Consider the following 16,041-nt stretch of genomic DNA (forward strand, 5'->3'; position numbering starts at 1 on the left):
TCGTCCGCGAAATGCAGTTCCTCCTCGCGACCTGGGCCGGCGCCTGCCCCACCTGCCACCGCAACATACCCAAATCCATACAAACCTGACCAAGCCCTACTAGCCCTCCGCCGGGTCGAGGACGTCCTCGACCCGGCGACGCGGGCTGGCCGCACCGGACGGGCCGTAGCCGAGGCGCAGCACGAGCTGGACGTGCCCGGGTCCCTCGTGCGGGTCGCGCAGGCGCCAGCGGGTGTCGGAGATCTCGACGGCCTGGTGCAGGACGGAGGCACGCAGGCCGCGGACGGTGGCCAACAGCCACACCCGTTCCATGGCCTGTCCGGTGCGCAGCCAGTCCGCCCGGCTGTCGAGGTGGGTGGTGAGGGTGGCCAGTTGCGGCAGCGCCTCGAAACGTTCGGCCGGGGTGCTGTGGCGCGGCGGGTGACCGGCGAAGCCGCGCATCGGGACGCGGGCGTCGCGGTCGTGCGAGCCGAGGGCGGCGAGCGGGATGCCGTCGTAGGAGGGCTCCAGCCGCAGCCAGCGGCGGGTCTCGGCCTCGCGGGTGACGTCGGCGGCGATCCGGCCCTCGGCCTCGGAGGTGAGGGCGAGCACCCGGCGCACCCCGTCCTCCTCCAGCACGGTGAGCGTGACGCCTTCGTCCCGGCCCGCCGAGATGAGCTCGGCGACCAGTGCCTCGGGGACGTCCCGGTCGGTGAACGGCTGCCGGCTGGAGTGGCGCCCGGCGATGGCCGGGTAGAGGTCGGCGCCGAAGGGCAGCGGTGTGCGGGCCGGCGCGGACAGGTCGAGCACGGCACACGGCTGCGCGCCTTCGCCGGCCGGCAGCAGCCGGACGGCGGCCTCGCGGCCGAGGTGGGCGGCGGCCACCCGCAGGTTGAACAGGGCGGCGCCGATCGAGATGTGCAGCGCCCTGCCGGCCGGGTCGGCGGCCGGAACGGCCCGGCTCAGCTCGGCGTGGACCTCCAGGCCGAGCAGGTCGGGCGTGGGACGGAAGCGCCAGGGCTGACTGTTGTGCAGCGAGGGGGCCAGGCCTCCGGCTTCGGCCAACAGGTGCAGATCCGCAGTGGTGAGGGCGGTTTCGGTGGTCATGGTTGATCACTCCCTGTTCTCGGCGGGGAGCGCCGGTGATTCAAGCATCCGCCGAGCCGGTGGTGCCGAGCGAGGGCCCTAAGGCCCTGGCCCCACGGCCGAGCGGACACCGGTGCCCGCCGACGCGTCCGGCTTCGCCGGGCAGGCCTGCGCCGCCCCCGCGGATAGGGCCCACCGGAGGGCCGAACAGCCCTGCCGCCTCGCACCCGGCGACGGTCTGCTGGACGGGAGAGGCCCGGTTCATCGTGCCGGGCCCTGAGTACCGGAGGCACGGCCGTGCTGACCGACGACTTCCGCACCGCCACCCAACAGCTGATGTACACCGCCAGCGGGCGCACCGTCGCGGTGTCCCGCTTCACCCCCGAAGTCCTGCCGGACACCGGCCGCGTCGTCCTCGACACGGTCCGCAAACCCTACGACACGGGCGAGGTCTGGATCTCGCTCACTCCCGCCGAGGCCCGAGAGCTGGCGGGGATGCTGCTCCGCCAGGCCGCTGCCGTCGACCGTCCCCAATCCCTGCGGCCAGGCCGGATCGAGGTGGATCCCGTCGCCGGAGACCTCTACGCCGTCGGCGCCCGGTCGCACACCGTTACCGTCGACCAGCCCGTCCGGGCAGGCGGCGGCGACGCCGCACCGACCCCGGTCGAACTGTGCGCGTCCGCGCTGGCCTCCTGCACCGCCCACTACGCCGGAGGCTACCTCGACCGGCACCATCTCAGCCGCGACGGGCTCCGCATCACCGCCGACTACACCATGGCCCAGGACGGCCCGGCCCGGATCGCCTCGGTGTCCATCGAGATCACCGCCCCCAGCCTGCCGCCCGACCGCGCACCCGGCCTGCTCGCGGTCGTCCGCCACTGCCCGGTGAAGAACACGTTCGACCACCCGCCGAACGTCACGGTCTCGTTGAACGACACCGAAGGGGCCCTGGCGTCATGAAAGCCGCAGCGCTGATGACCGCACCGCCGGCCACCGTCGGCCTCACCGTGACCGCCTTCGAAGCCGCCCGGCGGATGGAGCAGCAGGCGGTCGGCTGCGTCCTCGTCACCGACGACGGCCGACTGCGGGGCATCCTCACCGACCGCGACCTGACCATCCGCGGGCTCGCTCACGGGCACGACACCGGGCACCCGGTCGCGGACCTCATGACCACCCCGGTCACCACCGTGGACGCCGACGACGACCTCGACACCGCGTACCGCACCTTCCGCACCTCCGGCGTCCGCCGCCTGCCAGTCCTCGACGACGGCCGCCCGGTCGGCATGCTCACCATCGACGACCTGCTGCGCGACGTCGTCGAACGGCTCGTCGACCTGATGATCCCGGTCTCCCGCAGCGCCCTCCGGGAGACCTCCGCCTGATCCCCGTCTACCCGGCCGACCCCCGACCACGGAAGTACCGCAACTCGCATCCACTGGAGGCCAAGATGGCCGGTGAACTGCTCAGAAGATTCCCCTTCGGCTACCGGTGGCCGTCCCTGCCGGACCTCTTCGAAGACTTCCCGCTCGACCTCCGCATGCCTGAAGGCGAGCACGTGATCCGCATCGAGGAGTCCGAGACCGACGGCGTCTACCAGCTCAAGGCCGAACTCCCCGGCGTCGACCCCGACAAGGACATCACCGTCAGTTTGGACAACGACGTTCTGACCGTCCGTGCCGCACGCACCGAGGAGAAGAAGGACAAACAGCGCTCCGAGTTCCGTTACGGCTCGTTCACCCGAAGTGTCCGGCTCCCCGCCGGTGTCCGAGAGGAGGACGTCACCGCCGCCTACGACCAGGGCGTCCTGACCGTCCGCGCGCCGATCGGCGCGACCGAAAAGCCCGCTCGCACGATCGAGATCACGCGGGGCGGTTGACCTGACCGGCCGGGCGGGCCCGAGCCCGCCCGGCCCCGAGAGGACCGGACATGAGCACGAACACCACGACTCCGATACGCACCAAGCGGTGGAGCCTGCGCCTCGACCTCTTCGAGGAGGGTGACACCACCAAGGTCCACGCCGTCCTCGACACCGGCGACAACACCCTGGAGTCCCGCACCACCGCCCGCCGCAACCCGCACGACCCGCTCGTCCCCGAGATCGGCGACGAGTACGCCGCCGCCCGCGCCCTGATCGACCTCGGGCACCAACTGCTCCGCGCCGGGATCGCGGACGCCGCAGCGAACGACCGCTCGGAAGCCGGCTGAGCGAACCCTGCGGCGGGGTTCTTCGCCGGGGTTCTTCGACGATCCGCCCTGCACCTGCACCTGCACCTGCTCACGCGCCGGGCGGTGCCACCGATGCGCGGGTGGACGCCGTGATGATAGGGCGCCCTCTCCTCCGTGGCCCCTCCTTCGCCCTCCGCACTCGCCCCGCGGACCAGACGGCCTGGCCCCATCAGCACCGTCGCGCCCTCTGACCACTCCTCTGGTCCTTCCGGACCGGTGCCCCCTGACTGCGACGGCGGTTGCTAGGAGGCATCGGCGCTCGCGCGCAGGTGGGCCGGTGGGCCGGTGGGCCGGTGGGCGGCGCGTCAGGTGGCGATGGTCGCGACGGGTTCGAGGCCGTAGGTCCGGGCGTAACCGTTCTCGGTGCCGACGAGGAGGTCGACGACCTCGAAGTAGCGGTCCCAGAAAGGGGTTTCGCGCAGCGCGTCGACGAGGAGCTGGTAGGCGTGGTGGTCGTCGGCCTCCCACACCCAGACGTCGGTGACGCGAGCGGAGTAGAACTCCGTGTCGTAGAAGCGCGACCGGACGCCGGTGGTCCTGGCCTTGATGGCCGGCAGGACCTGGGTGGTGAAGGCGTCCACGCGTTCCTGGACGGTCAGGGCGAGCCATTCGGGCGTGGTCTTGACCAGCATGAACGCCGTGACCGGCGGTTCGGACTTTTCAGCGGATTTTTCAGCGGACATCGGGGTGCCTCCAAAGCGGCGGGTGGGTGGTGGTCCTGGTTCGCCGTACGCCGGGCTCCGCGGTGTGCCCGGCTCTGGGTGCTGGACTTCAGGAGAGGACGGCGGGCTTGAGGGTCCGGGCGCACCACTGCTCGAAGCCGGTGGGGGAGGCGGTGTCCGGGGTGCGGGCGACGCCGGCGTCGAGGCCGTCGTCCTTGGCCCGCTTCATGTCGACCATGCCCCGGGCGAACGCCTCGTTGAGGCCGTAGCCGACGAGGTCGGTGTACAGCTCGTCGAACGACTGGCGTTCGTAGCGGACGGGGCGGCCGAACTGCTCGGTCATGATGCGGGCCAGGTCGTTCGGGGACAGGTCCTGCGGCCCGAGGACCGGGACGCTGCCGGTGCCGGTCCACGAGCGGTCCAGCAGCAGACCGGCGGCCGCGGCCGCGATGTCGGCGACGGCGACGAAGGGGGCCTTGCGCTCGGCGTCGACGGAGTCGGTGAAGACGCCCTTCTCGCGGATCGAGTCGGCCTCCTCCAGGAGGTTCTCGAAGAAGGACGGGTTGGCCAGGGCCCGGTAGGCGACGCCGGTACCGGCGATGAGGTCGTCCATGGCGAGGGAGGCGGTGACGAGGCCGGCCCGGTCGGCGAGCGGGGTGCCGCGGCCGAGCGCGGAGACGCCGACGACGTGGCCGACGCCGTGGGCGACGAGCGCCTGGGTGGCGGCGCGGGTGAAACCGCTGTACGCGTCGTACGGGGTCAGGGAGGCGTCCGGGGGGACGAGCCAGAAGACCGCGTCCGCGCCCTCGAAGGCCCGGTCGAGGACCTCGGCGTCCGCGTGGGAGCCGGTGACCACCTCGACGCGTCCGCGCGCCGCGTCCGGGAGCCGGGCGGGATCGCGCACGATCACGCGCAGTTCCTCGCCCGCGGCGGGCGCGGACTCCAGGAGCTGGGTGAGCAGGTGGCGGCCGATGTTCCCGGTGGGACCAGTGATGACGATCATGAAAAACCTCGCAGGTCGTGCTGGTTTCGGTATGCCCTCATCCTGCTGAGATCCGCCGTGCTGCCACAATGGGAACTTCAGCACGGAATCATTGCCTGAAATGGAACAATGCTGGTGAGCAGCCCTGATCCGGTCATCGACGCCAATCTCGCCATCGCCCTGGACGCTCTGCTGACCGAGCACAGCGTGACCCGGGCCGCCGCACGGCTGCACACCTCGCCCGCCGCCATGAGCCGCACCCTGGCCCGGCTGCGCCGCATCCTCCAGGACCCCCTGCTGGTCCGGGCCGGGCAGACCATGGTTCCCACCCCGCGCGCCGAGGCCCTGCGCGAGGAGGCCGCCACCGTGGTGCGCAGCCTCGGAGCGCTGCTCAGCCCCGGCACGAGCGTGGACCCGGCCGGCCTCCGCAACACCTTCACCCTCCAGGCCGCCGACCTGGTGGGCGCGGCGCTGGTCCCCGGTCTGCTGGAACTGGCCCGGCGGGAGGCACCGGGGGTCTCGTTCCGGATCCGGGCCGAAGAGCTGGAGGCCGGACCCGCCCTGCGCGACGGCCGGATCGACCTGGAGGTCGGATCCATCGACCACGTGGACCCCGAAACCCGGGTCGAAGAACTGGTCAGCCTCCGCATGGTCGCGGCCGTCCGGCCCGGCCATCCGCTCACCGAAGGGCCGCTGACCCCGGCCCGGCTCGCTGCCGCCCACCACATCGCGGTCAGCCGCCGCGGCCGGTTCACCGGCCCCCTCGACACCGCCTTGGCCGCGCACGACCTCCACCGGCGGGTCAACGTCGTCCTGCCCAGCCACCTGGCCGCGATGATCCTCGCCACCCGCAGCGACCTCGTCTGCCTGGTACCCGCCGCACTCCCGGGCGCCGCCCCCTCGCCCCTCACTCACGACGCCGGCGCCCTCGGACTGTGCCTCCTCGACATCCCCCTGGCCCTGCCGCCACTGACCATCGGCATGGCCTGGCACCCCCGGCACACGGCCGACGGGGCCCACCGCTGGCTCCGCGACGCCGTCCGCCGGGTTCTCCGCACACCGGCGGCAACCGCCGGGCCCACCACGGCGGACGCGATCGACCCCGCATAGGACGCCGCCGCCCCGGCCCGCGCGGACACATGCCCGTGGGCAACGAGGCCGCGGACCGGACGGCAGGCCGAGGTGTCCGGCTCCGCAGGCGGGTGTCTACCCGTCGGAGTCGGCCACCGGCGCCCGGCCCGGATCCGTGTCAGGCGTTCCCAACCGGCGCGACAGAGGAGAGGCCAGCACCAGGACGCCGAGCCATGCGGCGAAGAACGCCACCACGGCGAGGGTGGAGAAACCCTGCCACCAGGCAACGACAAAGCCGACGACGGCCGCCGAGGCGAGAACCATGAGCACACGTCGCGCAGCGCCACCCTTGCGCCAGACCGCGGCGAACCTGCCGCCGGGCCGCCAGAACTGGATCAACCAGAGCCCTGCCATCACCGGATAGATGAACTTGGCCTCTCCGACGGGTGGATGCGGGGCCCGGGCCAGGAGTCGGCCCTGCCCCCGCGCGGTGAGCACGACACCGACCACCAGCACCACCAGGCCGACCACGGCGAACACCCCGCCGATCAACCGGACCCAGATCACCCCCACCCGTCCGGAGCGCTCCCCCAGCCACCGCCACGGAGGTATCCGCCGCAAGCCCGAACCCGACGCCTCCGCGCCGCGCGTGAACCACCGGGAGAAGCCCCGAAAGTCCGTCACGAGAACGCCGCCCAGAACGGTGACGAAGGCCCCGAAGCACAGAGCGGACACACCCCCCGCCGAACTGTTGTCCGCCAACGTCATCTGCGCCTCTTCCCGCCGGGTTCATCAGGGTCGGGGCCGTCTCCCACCCCCGACCTGCGGAACCTACGCCCTCCGCACAGGACCGGCAAGACATCGCCGGAGTCATGTGCGAAGCGGCGGACGCGAGCTGAGGGGTCACCAGCTCCGCGACGAGCCGGCGCCTCCTGCCATCGCGGGCTACATCGTGCCGGCCGATCCGGAGGGAGACGGGTTCTGCCCGGACCGGACGACGGGGAACTCCACCCCGGTGAGGTCTTCGGAGACGGCCCACAGCCGCTGCTGGACGGCCGCCTCGTACGACTCCGGGCTGGAGGTGACCAGCCGGGGGTGGCCCATGACCTCGTAGCGTCCGCCGGGGCCGTAGTACTGGCCGCCGAGCGCGGCGGGGTCGGTGGCGGCCCGCAGCGTCGGCAGCGCGCCCATCGCCGCCGTCTGGGTGATCAGCGGCGCGAGCCAGGTGAGCGGAAGCCGGACGGCCGCGGGGGTGTTGCGGGCGAGCTCGGTGCTGGACATTCCGGGGTGCGCGGCCACCGCGACGGTGGTGCCGTGCGCGGCGAGCCGACGCTGCAGCTCGTACGTGAACATCAGGTTGGCCAGCTTGGACTGACCGTAGGCGGCGGCCCGGCTGTACGACCGCTCCCACTGCAGGTCGTCGAAGTGGATCGCGGCCCGGATGCGGTGGCCGGTGCTGCTGACCGTCACCACGCGCGAGCCGGGCACCGGCAGCATCAGGTCCAGCAGCAGCCCGGTGAGCGCGAAGTGGCCGAGGTGGTTGGTGCCGAACTGCATCTCGAAGCCGTCCCGGGTGGTCTGCTTCGGGGTGTACATCACGCCGGCGTTGTTGATCAGCAGGTCGATCCGGTCGAGCCGGGACCGCAGCGCGGCCGCCGCGGTCCGGACGGAGTCGAGCGAGGTCAGGTCCAGCGCCTGCACGGTCACGTCGCCGGTCATGCGGGCCGCGGCCTGCTCGCCCTTCTCCACGTTGCGCACGGCGAGCACCACGGACGCCCCGCGCCCGGCGAGCGCCTTGGCGGTCTCGTACCCCAGTCCGGTGTTGGCCCCGGTCACCACGGCCACCCGCCCACGCTGGTCCGGAATGTTCGCCGTCGTCCACTTCTCGCTCATGCCAGGCTCCCGACCAATTAACGTACCGAAGGTATCTTGTGCACGACGCTAAAGTACTTCCGGTACGTTGTCAACGTACCGCAGGTACCTAAGCTAGTCTGGTGATCATGACTTTCCAGCGGGCGCGAACCGAAGAGCAGCGGGAGATGCGTCGACGGGCGATCCTCGACACGGCGTCGGCGATGCTCGACGAGATGCCCGTGGCCGCGGTCACCCTGAACGAGCTCAGCCGCCGGGTGGGCCTGGCGAAGCCGAACGTGCTGCGCTACTTCGAGTCCCGCGAGGCGGTGCTGCTGGAACTGCTGGACCGCTTCCTGCAGGAGTGGCTGACGGAACTGGCAGGCGAGTTGGCGGCCGGCATCGACGAAGACCTACCCATGGCCGAGCGAGCGGCAGGGGTGGCCGACATCCTCAGCCGCTCGCTCTCCAGCCGGGCGGTGCTGTGCGACCTCTTCGGCGCACAGGGCAGCGTCCTGGAACACAACGTCTCCGTCGAGGTCGTGGCCCGTTACAAGCGCGCCTCCCTGGACCGCCTGACAACCATGACCGCCCTGGTCCTGAAGTACCTGCCGGAGCTGGGCGAGAACGCGACACTGTTCAGCCTGCAGACCATGGTCATGGCCGGCGCGCTGTCGGCGTACAGCACACCCCCGCCCAGCCTGCAGGCGGCCTACCAGGCCGAGCCCGACCTGGCCCGCTTCCACCTGGAGCTGAAGGACTACTTGAAGCAGGCCCTGACCGCGACCCTCCTGGGCGTGCTGCCCCGCGGCTGACCTGCGTCGCACTGAACTGAGCGGCCTCAGAGGTGGACGGGCAGGTGGCGAGGGCCGCGGAGCATGGCGTTCTGCCGGTAGGGGGGCGGGTCCTGGACCAGGCGTGCCGCGCCGAGGCGGGGGATCAGCGCACCGAGCGCGGCCTCGGCCTCGATGCGGGCGAGCGGTGCGCCGTAGCACAGGTGGATGCCGCTGCCGAAGCCTAGGTGCTGGTTGTCCGGGCGGGTGGGGTCGAACCGGTCCGGCGCGTGGAACCGCTTGGGGTCGCGGTTGCCCGAGGCCAGCGCGAGCACGACGGTGGCGCCTCGCGGGAGGGTGGTGCCGCCGACGTCGATGTCGGCGAGGGGGATGCGCTCGCGCATGTGGACCGGGGGTTCGTAGCGCAGCAGTTCCTCCACCGCTCGCGGCAGCAGCTCCGGTTCACGACGCAGCCGGTCCAGCTGCTCGGGCTGACGCAGCAGGGTGAGCACCCCGTTGGTGATCAGGTTCACCGTGGTCTCGTGTCCGGCGATGAGCAGCAGCACGGCGGTTTCCGCGAGTTCCTCCTGGGTGAGCCGCAGGGCCGGGTCCGGTTCGTTGGCGAAGGCGGAGAGCATGTCGTCGCTCGGATTGCCACGGCGCTTCTCGGCGAGGCCCGCCAGGTACAGGCCCATCTCGACCCGCGCCTGCTCGCCCGCCTGGGCGCCCGCCTCGTCCCGCTCGGAGGGGTCCTCCTCGGGCCGGACGTCGGCGGACGCCACGATCGCGTCGGACCACGCCCTGAAGAGCGGCTCGTCCTCACGCGGCACGCCGAGCAGGCGGCAGATCACCGTGACGGGCAGCGGGTAGGCGAGGTCGTCGACGATGTCGATCCGGCCGCCCGCCTGGAACGGCTGCACCAGTTCCCCGGTGAGCCGGACGATCTCGTCGCGCATGGCATCGACCCGGTGCGGGCTGTGCGGGGGGCCGAACGGCCGCATGGCCAGGGTGCGCAGTCTGTGGTGCTCCGGGTCGTCGAGCCGCAGGAACGGCGGCTTGCGCGTCGTCTCGCCGCAGGTGCGGGGATCGGCGCTCATCCGTGGGTCGTGGAGCAGGGCGGCGACCTCGTGGTAGGTGCCGATCAGGTAGCTGCCGTCCGCCTGCCGCACGACGGGACCGGCCTCGCGCAGTTCCGCGTACAGCGGGTAGGGGTCGGGGCGGTTCGCGTAGTCGGTGATCCGTGCCAGCAGGGTGTCGGAGTCCATGGTGGCTCCTCGTCGTTTGGGCGGGACGTGGGTCAGCGGCCGGGCTGCACCACGGTCAGTCGACGGTCGGGCAGGTATCCGGTGAGCGCCACGGTGGGGCCGTGGGACAGCCCCTTCGGATCCGGCACGTCGGACGGGATCGGGATGTCCGCCGCGAGCGCGCGGTCCGCCGCGCCGGGCGGGGGCGGGAACGGCGCAGCCGTCTCGATCAGGTGCCGGTAGTAGTCGAGCGACTTGGCCATGTCGACGGTGACCGCCGCGGTGACCCGCCCCTGGTAGCCGTAGACCATCGCCAGACGGCGCGCCTCCAGGGAGCCCTGGGCGATGACCACGTGGTCGGAGAAGGTGGGCACGCCCACCGACTTGATGTTGAGCCCGAACTGGGTCGACCAGAACGTCGGGAGGGCGAGGTGCGGGCGCCGCAGGGGACCTGGGCTGACCATGTTGTGGGCCGCCACCCCGGCCTGTTCGACCGCGTTCCCCCAGTGTTCGAGGGAGAGCATCTGGTAGCCGAACAGCGGGTGGGGGAAGCGGGAGACGTCGCCGGCGACGAAGACGTCGTCCGTGACGATTCCGTACATGTTGAAGGCGCGGCACCCGGCGTCGCAGGCGATTCCGCGCGGGCCCGCCGCCAGGCCGGTATCCGCCAACCACTCGACGTTGCGGACCGCTCCCAGCGCCACGACGCACACGTCCGCCTCGACGCGGCTGCCGTCGGACAGCTCCGCGCCGGTGAAGCGGCCGCCGTCGTCCCCGCGCAGGGCGGTGACCGTCACGCCGGTGCGCAGGTCCACACCGTGGTTGCGCTGCATGGCGGCCGCGAGCTTCGCCAGGGTGCCGCCGAGCGCGCCCACCAGGGGTGCGGGGCCGCGTTCGGCGACGGTGACGTCCAGTCCGCGCTCCCGGCAGGCCGAGGCGATCTCCGAGCCGGTGAAACCGCCGCCGATCACCAGCACCCGCCGTGGCCCGGCGGCCAACCGCTCGGCCAGACCGCCGGCGTCCTCGCGGGTACGCAGGGTGAACACCCCGTCCAGGGCGCCCTCCTGCGGATTGGGCCAGGGGCGCGCCCGGGTCCCGGTGGCGATCAGCAGCCGGTCGTACGGCAGCGACTCGCCGTCGGCCAGCATCACCCGCTTCCCCAGCGGGTCCAGACCGGTGGCGCGTACGCCCAGCCGCCACTCGGCGTCCGGATCCCGGCGCATCGGCAGCCCGGTGGAGTCCGCCGCGGCGTGGCCCAGCAGCACCTGCTTGGACAGCGGCGGCCGGTCGTAGGGCGGATGAGGCTCTTCGCCGACCACGGTCAGTGAGCCGGTGAAGCCCTCCTCCCGCAGCGCCTCCGCGGCGCGCAGCCCGGCCAGCGACGCGCCGACGACGACGATCCGGCCCTCGGTCTGGTAACCGGCCCTCTGGTCACCGGCCATCAGCGCTCACCTCCTCACCGAGCAGGATGGCCTGGACCGGGCACGCCGCCGCGGCCTGGCGCACGCGCTCGACCTGGTCGTCGGGGACGGCCGGGGCGTACAGCAGCCCCTCCTCGCCGTGCAGCTGGAACACCTTCGGCGCGAGGAACACGCACTGTGCGTAGCCCTGGCAACGCGTGAGGTCCACAACGGTCCGCATCCCCACCACTTCCTCTGCCGCCGTATCCCCCTTCTCTCTTCCAGCATGGGACGAGAACCGGACGGGCGCAGCACGGGCCGGGAACCGATACTGGTACGCGCACCTGCCGCCAGGGGCGCAGTGCCGGCTTCAGTCCGCGTCCGGGGCGTGCAGGGCGAGGGTGAAGCTGAAGCGGTCGCCGCGGTAGAGGGTGCGGACCTGTTCGAGGGGGTGGCCGGCGGCGTCGCGGCTGCGGCGGTGGAGCAGCAGCATGGGCAGGGCGGGCGGGGTGCCGATGAGCAGGGCTTCGCGGGGGGTGGCGAGGACGGTCTCGATGCGCTCGTCGGCGCCGCCGAGCCGCAGGCCGCACTCGCGCAGGTAGCCGTAGAAGGAGCCTTCGGGGTCGAACTCCCGCTCCAGGTGCGGGACTCGGGCGACGGGGACGTAGGTGGACTCCAGGCCGACGCGCTCCTCGTCGGCGCGCAGGACGCGTTCCAGGTGCCAGAGGGGTTCGCCTTCGGGGACGGTGAGGCGCTGGGCCATGGGCGGGTCGGCGGGTAGGCGGTCGAGGGTGATGAGGGTGCGGCCGGGGCGCAGGCCCTGGCGGGTGACGCCTTCGGTGTAGCTGGCGAGGGAGAGCGGCTGTTCGATCTTGGGGCCGGCGACGACGGTGCCGCGGCCCTGGCGCCGCAGGCGGCCTTCGAGGAGGAGGTCGCGCAGGGCCTGCCGGACGGTGGCGCGGGCGACGTGGTGGCGTTCGGCGAGGTCGGCTTCGGTGGGCAGGCGCCCGCCAGGGCCCAATTCGGCGATGAGGTCTTCGAGTTGGGCCTTGACCAGGTAGTACTTGGGCACCCGGCCGTGGTCGGGGACGCCGGAGCGGACGGGGGCGACGGGGGGCCGGGGGGTGCCGTGGTTCACCGCGCCACCCTATCGAGCGGCGGTCCGGCGCCGTCGGGTGGCGGCTCCGCGCCGCTGAGATCACGAAATGGTAACCAGTCTGGACTGAATTTCGGCGGTTGTTCATACAACCGTGGATCCGGCGAGGGCTCCTCCTCGTACGGGCGCCCCATCCTCGATGCCGGTGCAACCGCACCGCGTCGCCCCCTAGTTGGGAGCCCCCGTGCGTATCCCCCGCTCCATCCGGACCGTCGCCGTGGCCACCGCCGTAGCCGCCGCCACCACCGTGCTGCTGCCGTCGGCGCCCGCCGGCGCCTCCCCCGCCGCCCTGGCCGCCCCGGCCTACAAGGGCCTGCCGGACGGCACCAAGCAGGCCAAGACCCTGGTCATCGGCGTCGACGGCACCCGCTACGACAAGCTGGTGACCGCCGACGCGCCCAACCTCAAGGCGCTGATGGCCGGCGGCATGACCGCCACCAGCAACCTGTACGCCAACCCGCTGGCACCGACCCTCTCCGGGCCCGGCTGGTCGACCATCGCCACCGGCGTGTGGCCCGACAAGCACCAGGTCAAGGACAACGCCTTCACCGGCGCCCGGTTCGACCAGTACCCGGACTTCGCCAGCCGCCTGGAGACCGCCGACCCGGCCGCCTCCACGCTGGTGATCGGCTCGTGGAACCCGATCACCGGCAACGTCTTCAACGGCAAGGCCGACCTGCGGATCGCCGAGAGCGAGAACGACAGCAAGACCGCCTCCGACGCCGCCGACTACCTCGCCCACGGCAACCCGGACGCCGCCTTCCTGCACTTCGACGGGATCGACGAGGCCGGGCACGCCTCCGGCGGCGCCAGCGCCCAGTACGCGGCCGCCATCCACACCGTCGACGCACTCGTCGGCCAGGTCGTGCAGGCCGTCAAGTCCCGCCCCACGTACGGCTCGGAGGACTGGCTGATCGTCGTCACCACCGACCACGGACACACCGACGCCGGCGGGCACGGCGGCAACAGCGCCAACGAGCGGCAGACCTTCGTGATCGCCGACGGCGCCGGCTACCCGGCCGGCTCCCGGCGCTACGACGTCAAGCCCGTGGACATCGCGCCGACCGTCCTCAAGCACGAGGGCGCGGCGATCGACCCCGCCTGGCGCCTGGACGGGCAGCCGATCGACGAGATCACCCCGGACGCCTTCGACGCGCTGCGCCCCGTCCTCCAGGGCCGGGTGGACGAGACGGGCATCCCGGCCGCGGTCCGCGGCTGGACGCACACGCCGCCCGCCGGCTGGAGCATCGACAACTCCCGGATGCCCAGCGGCGGGGTGACGGAGTGGCGCGGCTGGGCCTTCGCCACCGACGAGTTCTGGAGCGCCACCCAGCTCGGGCAGAGCCGGGAGACCAACGTGCGGGCCCGCAACGTGTTCGCGGTCGCCGACTCCGACGAGTGGGACGACAAGGCGCACGGCGCCGGCCAGTTCGACTCCACCCTGGTCAGCCCGGCCTACCCGGTCGCCGGCCTCGGCCGGGCCACGCTGTCCTTCGCGACGAACTACAAGGTCGACGGCCCGCAGACCGGCGACGTGTACGTGGTCTTCGACGACGGCGCCCCGCAGCTGGTGAAGTCCTACCGCGCCGACCTGAACACCGTCGAGCACCTGCCCGTCACCGTGCCGGCCGGCGCCACCACCGCGCGCCTGCAGTTCCGCTACACGGGCACCAACAGCGCCTTCTGGACGGTCGACCAGGTCTCCTTCGGAGCCTGACGCCCCCGCCGCCCCTCCGCCCCTCCCGCCGCCCCGGCCTCCCGGGGCGGCGGGAGGGCGTTGCCGCGCCCGGCCTAACCGGCGAGCAGCGGCCCGAGTTGCTCGGCCCATTGCGGGTACCAGGCCCCCGGGCTAGCCTCCGTCGGGGGCCCGGGGGCCTCGATGTTCCCAGGGCCGATCATGGGCTGCTCAGCGCCATGGCGTAAACGCCCTGATCGAGGTGCGTGAAGCCGTGCCGCTCCCAGGCTCGGCGCAGCTTCGTCATCGCCTCCTCGTCCGGTCGTCGGATCTCCGGGTCGTCGGAGGCGTAGGAACACGGTTCGTCCGGCCCGTGGTCGTGGATCGGGGCCGGGTAGCAAACGGCCAGCGCCCCGGGGACTGCCAGCCGGCGAAGCGCGGCGACGGCCAGTCGCATGCCCACCCCCTTGCCTCGCCACGCGTCGGTGACGTGCACGGACTCCAGCAGGAGCAGCAGCGTCGGATTCCTCTCGGCCACGGCGGGGGTCAGGGCGCCGTCCTCGGTGAAGACCACGCGGGGGATGCGGTCGAGCAGGCCCGGGTCGGCTTCCAGAGCGGCACGGGGGTTCGGCGTCAAGCCGGGGACCACGCGGGTGATCTCGGCTGTGCCGATGTTCTCGGCTGGAACATAGAACGAAGCCGTCCACCGTTCGGCGCGACGGGTCCACGTCTCGTCGGCGAACTGCCGCATGGCGTAGGCGATATGGAACCGGTTCGGGTCAACCACGGGCACTCCTCCGAGTGAACGGGACCCCCACCGTGTGCACGGTCGGCAGGGGTCCCGGCGTATCAGGTGACTACTTGGGTTGCGGGGCGGGCTGCGGCTGCTCCGGCGCCGGGTTGCCCCGGTGCTTCGGCGGGTCCTTCGGCTCCCCCTTGTGCTTGGACACGATGATCTCGACGCGCATGGGCGGTACCTCCTACCTGCGGCTGGTGGCGGGTTGGAGACCGATCGTGCCCCAACCCAGCGAACCATTGCGACGGCGTGGAGGCGTCACTTCGGCGTCCCGGCACGACGTCATGTCGACGTCGTCAGACGATGTTTGGTCCTATCTTCTAGTCTTGACTTCCTCCCCCGGCTGAAGCCGGGGGTATCCACGGAGGTCCATGATGACTACACCGAACGAGACCCTTCGGGCCGTACGCCTCGGACTCCGTCTCAGCCAGGACGAGTTCGCGAAGCGGCTGCGGGCGGCTGGGGAGGACCAAGGGGAGCCGAACGACGCCAGCAAGCGCCTGGTGCAACGCTGGGAGTCCGGGGAGGTGAGGTCTCCCCGCCCGGTGTACGTTCGAGCCCTTGAGGCTGTCACCAGGATTCCTGTTGACCGCCTCGGCTTCGACTCGCCACAGTTGCCGCCAAGGGTCAGCGTGGACGGTACGGGAGGGCACGACGTGGCCAGTGATGAACCGGGCGTGCCCATGCAGGCTGCGCCCGCTCCCACGGGTGAGGACTACTCGGGGGTATGGGTCAGCCACTACGAGTTCTACAGCAGCAGTCGGGAGAACACGTTCAGCGGCCTGCACCACGTCGTGCTGTCCCAGAACGGGAACCGGATCACGGGCCGATCCCTCCCCGGCGCGTCGTCCAATCCGGACTCGCCGCTGTCATTCGATCTCACTGTTGATCGGAACATCGTTACGGGCTCCTGGGTGGAACAGACCGCACAGGACGGCTACTACCAGGGGGCGCGATACCACGGCGCCATTCAGTTGCTGGTCGACCCGACCGGCCGCCGCATGGCCGGCAAGTGGGTCGGCTTCGGCAAGGACTTCGACGTCAACTCCGGGCCGTGGGAACTGCGCCTGCTGGACAAGTCCACGGCGGACGACGTCCTGAGCCGCTACAGCGTGCCGCCGGCAGCGTAGCGCGTCTCAC

General features: G+C 72.0%; 18 protein-coding genes. 8 read left to right on the forward strand and 10 right to left on the reverse strand.

Translation table 11 applies throughout. From position 1 onward, the window contains the following. Window positions 1-99 precede the first annotated feature (99 nt). Entirely contained in the window at window positions 100-1,086 is a 987-nt protein-coding gene (locus tag OG556_RS36305; RefSeq protein WP_331744013.1) for a hypothetical protein, read from the reverse strand. Between the two features lie 276 nt (window positions 1,087-1,362). On the opposite strand from OG556_RS36305, the gene OG556_RS36310 reads away from it, so the two are divergent. The 4 genes from OG556_RS36310 to OG556_RS36325 all read left to right on the forward strand — a co-directional run bounded on the left by OG556_RS36310 (window position 1,363) and on the right by OG556_RS36325 (window position 3,270). Continuing rightward, the gene (locus OG556_RS36310; RefSeq protein WP_331744015.1) at window positions 1,363-2,025 is read left to right on the forward strand and encodes an OsmC family protein; all 663 of its coding nucleotides are present in this window, start codon (window positions 1,363-1,365) and stop codon (window positions 2,023-2,025) included. Further along, complete coding sequence (locus OG556_RS36315) at window positions 2,022-2,447, forward strand: CBS domain-containing protein (protein ID WP_331744017.1); 426 nt, start codon at window positions 2,022-2,024, stop codon at window positions 2,445-2,447. Before OG556_RS36310 ends, OG556_RS36315 begins: the two co-directional genes overlap by 4 nt. A gap of 65 nt (window positions 2,448-2,512) precedes the next feature. Beyond that, complete coding sequence (locus OG556_RS36320) at window positions 2,513-2,941, forward strand: Hsp20/alpha crystallin family protein (protein ID WP_331744020.1); 429 nt, start codon at window positions 2,513-2,515, stop codon at window positions 2,939-2,941. A 50-nt stretch (window positions 2,942-2,991) separates the two neighbouring features. Then, a complete protein-coding gene (locus tag OG556_RS36325; RefSeq protein WP_331744023.1) occupies window positions 2,992-3,270 on the forward strand; it encodes a dsRBD fold-containing protein in 279 nt (92 codons plus the stop codon). Between the two features lie 326 nt (window positions 3,271-3,596). Here OG556_RS36325 and OG556_RS36330 read toward each other — a convergent pair whose 3' ends face one another. Together OG556_RS36330 and OG556_RS36335 are read right to left on the reverse strand one after the other, a co-directional pair. Further along, complete coding sequence (locus OG556_RS36330) at window positions 3,597-3,974, reverse strand: darcynin family protein (protein WP_331744026.1); 378 nt, start codon at window positions 3,972-3,974, stop codon at window positions 3,597-3,599. Window positions 3,975-4,062: 88 nt separating this feature from the next. Next, window positions 4,063-4,956, reverse strand: a complete 894-nt coding sequence (locus tag OG556_RS36335; RefSeq protein WP_331744029.1) for an NAD(P)H-binding protein — start codon at window positions 4,954-4,956, stop codon at window positions 4,063-4,065. Between the two features lie 108 nt (window positions 4,957-5,064). Here OG556_RS36335 and OG556_RS36340 point away from each other — a divergent pair, with 108 nt between their 5' ends. Then, complete coding sequence (locus OG556_RS36340; protein WP_371523095.1) at window positions 5,065-6,045, forward strand: LysR family transcriptional regulator; 981 nt, start codon at window positions 5,065-5,067, stop codon at window positions 6,043-6,045. A 96-nt stretch (window positions 6,046-6,141) separates the two neighbouring features. Here the strand turns inward: OG556_RS36340 and OG556_RS36345 are convergent, their stop codons facing one another. Together OG556_RS36345 and OG556_RS36350 are read right to left on the reverse strand one after the other, a co-directional pair. Further along, window positions 6,142-6,774 carry a hypothetical protein gene (locus OG556_RS36345; protein ID WP_371523096.1) on the reverse strand — a complete coding sequence of 211 codons (633 nt, stop codon included), beginning with the start codon at window positions 6,772-6,774 and terminating at the stop codon, window positions 6,142-6,144. A gap of 177 nt (window positions 6,775-6,951) precedes the next feature. Continuing rightward, on the reverse strand, window positions 6,952-7,899 hold the full coding sequence (locus OG556_RS36350) for an SDR family NAD(P)-dependent oxidoreductase (RefSeq protein WP_331744037.1): 948 nt from the start codon (window positions 7,897-7,899) through the stop codon (window positions 6,952-6,954). A 107-nt stretch (window positions 7,900-8,006) separates the two neighbouring features. Here OG556_RS36350 and OG556_RS36355 point away from each other — a divergent pair, with 107 nt between their 5' ends. After that, the gene (locus tag OG556_RS36355; RefSeq protein WP_331744039.1) at window positions 8,007-8,672 is read left to right on the forward strand and encodes a TetR/AcrR family transcriptional regulator; all 666 of its coding nucleotides are present in this window, start codon (window positions 8,007-8,009) and stop codon (window positions 8,670-8,672) included. A 26-nt stretch (window positions 8,673-8,698) separates the two neighbouring features. Here the strand turns inward: OG556_RS36355 and OG556_RS36360 are convergent, their stop codons facing one another. From OG556_RS36360 to OG556_RS36375, 4 genes are all read right to left on the reverse strand, one after another. Beyond that, on the reverse strand, window positions 8,699-9,895 hold the full coding sequence (locus tag OG556_RS36360) for a cytochrome P450 (RefSeq protein WP_331744041.1): 1,197 nt from the start codon (window positions 9,893-9,895) through the stop codon (window positions 8,699-8,701). 32 nt (window positions 9,896-9,927) lie between these two features. Continuing rightward, window positions 9,928-11,316, reverse strand: a complete 1,389-nt coding sequence (locus OG556_RS36365) for an FAD-dependent oxidoreductase (RefSeq protein ID WP_331744043.1) — start codon at window positions 11,314-11,316, stop codon at window positions 9,928-9,930. Beyond that, complete coding sequence (locus tag OG556_RS36370) at window positions 11,306-11,515, reverse strand: ferredoxin (protein WP_331744045.1); 210 nt, start codon at window positions 11,513-11,515, stop codon at window positions 11,306-11,308. Before OG556_RS36370 ends, OG556_RS36365 begins: the two co-directional genes overlap by 11 nt. A 129-nt stretch (window positions 11,516-11,644) precedes the next feature. Then, the gene (locus OG556_RS36375) at window positions 11,645-12,412 is read right to left on the reverse strand and encodes a GntR family transcriptional regulator (RefSeq protein ID WP_331744047.1); all 768 of its coding nucleotides are present in this window, start codon (window positions 12,410-12,412) and stop codon (window positions 11,645-11,647) included. A 208-nt stretch (window positions 12,413-12,620) separates the two neighbouring features. On the opposite strand from OG556_RS36375, the gene OG556_RS36380 reads away from it, so the two are divergent. Beyond that, entirely contained in the window at window positions 12,621-14,147 is a 1,527-nt protein-coding gene (locus tag OG556_RS36380) for an alkaline phosphatase family protein (RefSeq protein WP_371523200.1), read from the forward strand. Between the two features lie 178 nt (window positions 14,148-14,325). On the opposite strand, the gene OG556_RS36385 is transcribed toward OG556_RS36380, so the two are convergent. Continuing rightward, complete coding sequence (locus OG556_RS36385) at window positions 14,326-14,892, reverse strand: hypothetical protein (RefSeq protein WP_331744051.1); 567 nt, start codon at window positions 14,890-14,892, stop codon at window positions 14,326-14,328. Window positions 14,893-15,275: 383 nt separating this feature from the next. On the opposite strand from OG556_RS36385, the gene OG556_RS36390 reads away from it, so the two are divergent. Beyond that, window positions 15,276-16,031: a helix-turn-helix domain-containing protein gene (locus OG556_RS36390; protein WP_371523097.1), complete on the forward strand. Its 756-nt coding sequence runs from the start codon at window positions 15,276-15,278 to the stop codon at window positions 16,029-16,031. Window positions 16,032-16,041: the final 10 nt, after the last annotated feature.

This window comes from Kitasatospora sp. NBC_01300 (genome assembly GCF_041435235.1).
GTDB lineage: Bacteria > Actinomycetota > Actinomycetes > Streptomycetales > Streptomycetaceae > Kitasatospora.

What these genes read in the sequence shown, in the direction of transcription:
- OG556_RS36305 (WP_331744013.1), bottom strand. Translation starts at nt 1,086, where the DNA reads ATGACCACCGAAACCGCCCTCACCACTGCGGATCTGCACCTGTTGGCC.
- OG556_RS36315 (WP_331744017.1), top strand. Translation starts at nt 2,022, where the DNA reads ATGAAAGCCGCAGCGCTGATGACCGCACCGCCGGCCACCGTCGGCCTC.
- OG556_RS36320 (WP_331744020.1), top strand. Translation starts at nt 2,513, where the DNA reads ATGGCCGGTGAACTGCTCAGAAGATTCCCCTTCGGCTACCGGTGGCCG.
- OG556_RS36325 (WP_331744023.1), top strand. Translation starts at nt 2,992, where the DNA reads ATGAGCACGAACACCACGACTCCGATACGCACCAAGCGGTGGAGCCTG.
- OG556_RS36330 (WP_331744026.1), bottom strand. Translation starts at nt 3,974, where the DNA reads ATGTCCGCTGAAAAATCCGCTGAAAAGTCCGAACCGCCGGTCACGGCG.
- OG556_RS36335 (WP_331744029.1), bottom strand. Translation starts at nt 4,956, where the DNA reads ATGATCGTCATCACTGGTCCCACCGGGAACATCGGCCGCCACCTGCTC.
- OG556_RS36340 (WP_371523095.1), top strand. Translation starts at nt 5,065, where the DNA reads ATGCTGGTGAGCAGCCCTGATCCGGTCATCGACGCCAATCTCGCCATC.
- OG556_RS36345 (WP_371523096.1), bottom strand. Translation starts at nt 6,774, where the DNA reads ATGACGTTGGCGGACAACAGTTCGGCGGGGGGTGTGTCCGCTCTGTGC.
- OG556_RS36350 (WP_331744037.1), bottom strand. Translation starts at nt 7,899, where the DNA reads ATGAGCGAGAAGTGGACGACGGCGAACATTCCGGACCAGCGTGGGCGG.
- OG556_RS36355 (WP_331744039.1), top strand. Translation starts at nt 8,007, where the DNA reads ATGACTTTCCAGCGGGCGCGAACCGAAGAGCAGCGGGAGATGCGTCGA.
- OG556_RS36360 (WP_331744041.1), bottom strand. Translation starts at nt 9,895, where the DNA reads ATGGACTCCGACACCCTGCTGGCACGGATCACCGACTACGCGAACCGC.
- OG556_RS36365 (WP_331744043.1), bottom strand. Translation starts at nt 11,316, where the DNA reads ATGGCCGGTGACCAGAGGGCCGGTTACCAGACCGAGGGCCGGATCGTC.
- OG556_RS36370 (WP_331744045.1), bottom strand. Translation starts at nt 11,515, where the DNA reads ATGCGGACCGTTGTGGACCTCACGCGTTGCCAGGGCTACGCACAGTGC.
- OG556_RS36390 (WP_371523097.1), top strand. Translation starts at nt 15,276, where the DNA reads ATGACTACACCGAACGAGACCCTTCGGGCCGTACGCCTCGGACTCCGT.